The following is a 3,742-nucleotide window of genomic DNA, read 5'->3' as shown; positions in this document are numbered from 1 at the left end:
GCCGTTTTCTTTTCACCCCTCTTCGATGCTGGGAAGCCATTCGATCTGCTCATCGATCGACGGGCAGGAAGCCGATGCTGGATCCGAGGTGCAGGCGAATTTGGTAGGTACTTGGTGAGGCCGCAAACCTGGAACATGTTGGAAGTGCACAGGGGTGCTCGACGCTCTCGAAAATCGGCAAGGGTGGAACAATTGCTTCAACAGGTCCTCCCGCCGACCGAGATACCCGTTCTCATCGAGCGCCGACGTGGTGCCGTCGATGTGCTGAACCGATCCGGAGCGGTGGTCGTCATCGAGCCACGACCGGTTCGTCATCCCACCGCCTCCTGCACTCAGGTCGTGGCCGACATACGCCCCCGCGCGGACAGATGCTGCGCACACCGAGGGGTATGCCCCGAGTGGACAATTGTGGACGAGACGAGCGTGCTACAAACTGCGGAAACTGGCGCTGTCCCAGCAGTTTCGGTGAATGTGGCGCCAGAGTTCGAGTCGGCGAGGGCGATGGTCACTGCTGCCCGTCTACGACGGCTATCAACGCGGAACTGCTTGCGGCACAAGGGGTCGAAGCGCTACCATGCGTGCCCTCCACGCGGCGGGGCCGGGCGGCGGAAGCAACCGAAGGAATCGACCTGCCGTCGTTCGGCTCCTGGTACGCGCCCGGCTTCTGCGGCATCCAGCGCAGCATCGTCCTGTCCCTGCTCGGCAGGAAGGCGGAGCCAGTCAGGGAAGCGATGGCGGGATAACAGGCCCTTCCTCCCTCACATCGCACCGCAGGGTGGTTGGCGTCGATGCTCGGACAGATCGAAACCGGGGTGGTGCGCGGCGCCCTGAAACTACACGACGAGATCCGGCCCAGCGTGTCGCTGTGCGCGCAGCATCGACCGGCGCCCGCGTGACATCGTGATAACGCTGGACTCTGTATACCTCGCGACCATTCAGGACATTCCGAACTGCAGGGCCGAGCGCTCGCAGCCGCTCTTAATGAGCGAACGGATCGGTCTGTCCCGCCGTGGGCGCATCAGAACCGCTGGACCGGCCGCGTCGGCCCTGGCCAAGTTGTCGGTGCTCATTCCTACGTCGAGATGTAGGGATGTCCCTACTATCCGCCCACGGATCGAAGCCGCGAATCTGGAGGGTGTGCGAGAGCGGCGTGTTCTCGTGAAGTGAGGCGAACACATGGCTGGCGACGACTATTTGTGGGGGAAGGTGGCGTCCGGCGCCCGGGCGGGAAATCTTCGGTTCGACCGGCAGACGGTCGTCGACCTCATGAATGGCGCGCGGGATCTGGTGGCTCAATTGAAGGGAGTCCAGCAGCTCGCGACCCGTGACTCGTTCGCTCCCGTGAGCGGCGTGCGTGATGGCAGCGATGTGGCGGCGCGGTTTCACAGCAAGGCCACCGAGGAACTGGTCGGAGTCCTGGACTCGCACTTGGCCGTGCTCGACGACCAAGCCGCCGCGTTCCGGGCCGTCGGGGCGCGTTACCACAACACCGAAGTCATCAATGCGGAGGAGTTCGCGAAGATCCGCCCGAAGACGTTGTCGGCGTCGAAAAAGGAGCTGCTGGGTTCGGGCACGCTGACCACGGCCTACCGGCCCGGTATGGCTCCCGACGGCGTCGCGATCCGCTGGGTGGATCCGATGAGCAAGAGCTACCGAGAGCTCTACGAGTGGGGGACGAGCATCAACTGGTATTCGGTGATCAACGCCCAGAAGATGTGGAACAAGGTGTCCGGCCATGTGCGGGAGGGGTTCGAGGACTACCAGGCGGTGCTCGATAGGGTGACGAACGTCAAGCACGGCGGGACCGTCGTGTGGGAGGGCGGCGGAGCGGACGCGGCGCGCAAGGCGATTCGTCGGTACATAAAGGACATCGACTCCCTCGACACCGCGATGACGGGTGTGGGAGACAAACTGTCGACGACCGCGGCGGTGTTGCAGCGGGCTTACAACGTCTTCAAAGACCTGCCGAACCCGGCTCAGCTGACCCAGCAGCAACAGCAGGACCTCGAGTCCGGCGATCTGTGGGCCCTCCGAATGCTCATGAAGCTGAACTACACCTCCGGCCTGCAGAGCAGCACGTCCGGCATACCCCCGCTGCCGCATCCGGTGTCGCCGGTGACCGACGGCACCGACCCCACGAAACGGCGCAACGGGACGGCACCCGTGACCATTCCAGACGACCGCATTACAGGGGTTCGCATCCGCTCGGAGGATGAACACCTCATCCCGGGCACCCGCCCGCTCGACGATGTCGGACCAGAAGTGGGACTCCCAACCGGTCCGGATGTCGACGGGACGCAGCCTTTCGAACCCGACGGCCTGTCCAACTATCCGGCCGGGATTGCCGACCGGCCACGCGACCTCGGCCAGGACGCCAGATCTGGGATTGCGGATCCAGCTTTCATGGGCGCCCGCGACCCACAGGCCATGGCCGGCCGTGGCGGACCGCGTGCGGCCGGGCTACCTGCACCGTCAACTGCCCGCCCCACCCCCCGTCCGACCGGTGGCCGGGGGTTGGGCGGTGGCGGTTCAGCGGGCGGCGGCCCGCGGGCCGGAGAACTGTCGAAGAGACCTGCGGCACAGCTGTTCCCGCGAGCCGGGACGCCCTCGGTGGAGCCAGCGGGTCGCGCCGGCCCACGTGCCGGGGTGCCCGGTTCTCCCGGTGCTCCCGCGCCGGCGGCAAGGCGCCGCGACCGTGAGGAGGACAAGGAGCACAAGTCCGCCGAGTACCTGAACTCCGAGGAGCATCTGGGCGATGCAATCGGTCAGCTACCCCCGTCGTACCGGCCAGTGGTGGACCGATGAGGCGAACCTGGGAGCTCACCGATCTCGAGTTCGCCGCGGCCTGGGCAGCGACGGGGGAAGAACAGCTGCCACAGCCGTTGCTATACACCTCGCGCACAGAGTTGCTCGAGGATTCCGAACGCGAGCTACGACAGGCCGCAACGCAGGCGCGCACCAACCACGGTGCCGCGCTGGACCCGGTGCTGGCCGCCCTCGGCAGGCCCGACATCCGCGTGGTGGTGCACGGCCGCAGTCCGGCCGATCCGGAGAACCCGAAAGGTCAGATCCGGCTGCACGCCTGCCGGCTCGGCAGCACCGGCTACCTCGTGACCCAGCTTCCCGGCGAAACCATTTGGCACAGCGGGGGATACACGATCACCGAGCTCGACGCGCTGGAGCTCGCGAAAACCGTCGTCGACGCGCTGCCGATGGTCGGTCCGGGCAGGCATCGTGACATCGTGCTGCCCGAGGGCGATGTCGACCACGGTGACATCATCCGCGCCCGCGCCAGGCGTTTTCTGGCGCTGCCTGCCGTCACGACCGGGACCATCACCGTGATTCAGGGCCATTCCGCATTCGGACCGCGCGGCATCAGCAGCCGGACCGTGCGCTGGTGCGATCTCCTCGACGACGGTCGCTACGTCATCACCGGACGCCCACCTGCCGCCACCGGCGCGGATGTCCGCCGCATGACCGCAGCGATCAACAATGCGATCGCCCACGTCGTTACGGCAATACAGGAGGAGCGAGGGTGAGGTTGTGGGATGGTTGATGTGTGGCAGCGGCTGGCGAGGCAGGTCGTCGGCGGTGGTGGTGGTAAGAAGTTTTCGATCGAGGGGTCGACTGCGACGGATGCCGCTAGAGCGTTGGCGGAGTTCGAGGGGGTGTTGAGTGATATCACGTCTTCTGTTGGTGAGAGTGGTAGCGGCTTTCTATCTTTCGATGTGAATGGGTTCGG

3 protein-coding genes are annotated in these 3,742 nt (G+C 65.7%); all 3 read left to right on the top strand.

Annotated elements, in window-relative coordinates:
* Positions 1 to 1,176: 1,176 nt before the first annotated feature.
* Positions 1,177 to 2,805, top strand: a complete 1,629-nt coding sequence (locus AB4Z47_RS13350) for a hypothetical protein (protein ID WP_441950746.1) — start codon at positions 1,177 to 1,179, stop codon at positions 2,803 to 2,805.
* Positions 2,802 to 3,539 (top strand): ESX secretion-associated protein EspG, encoded by a 738-nt coding sequence (locus AB4Z47_RS13345; RefSeq protein ID WP_441950745.1) that lies wholly within the window; start codon positions 2,802 to 2,804, stop codon positions 3,537 to 3,539. Before AB4Z47_RS13350 ends, AB4Z47_RS13345 begins: the two co-directional genes overlap by 4 nt.
* Before the next feature lie 9 nt (positions 3,540 to 3,548).
* Positions 3,549 to 3,742: hypothetical protein (locus AB4Z47_RS13340; protein ID WP_441950743.1), on the top strand; the 194-nt coding region annotated here is incomplete at its 3' end.

Source organism: Nocardia sp. 2TAF39, assembly GCF_052114905.1.
Lineage (GTDB): Bacteria > Actinomycetota > Actinomycetes > Mycobacteriales > Mycobacteriaceae > Nocardia.
This window is presented reverse-complemented; position numbering and strand designations above follow the sequence as displayed.

What these genes read in the sequence shown, in the direction of transcription:
- AB4Z47_RS13350 (WP_441950746.1), top strand. Translation starts at nt 1,177, where the DNA reads ATGGCTGGCGACGACTATTTGTGGGGGAAGGTGGCGTCCGGCGCCCGG.
- AB4Z47_RS13345 (WP_441950745.1), top strand. Translation starts at nt 2,802, where the DNA reads ATGAGGCGAACCTGGGAGCTCACCGATCTCGAGTTCGCCGCGGCCTGG.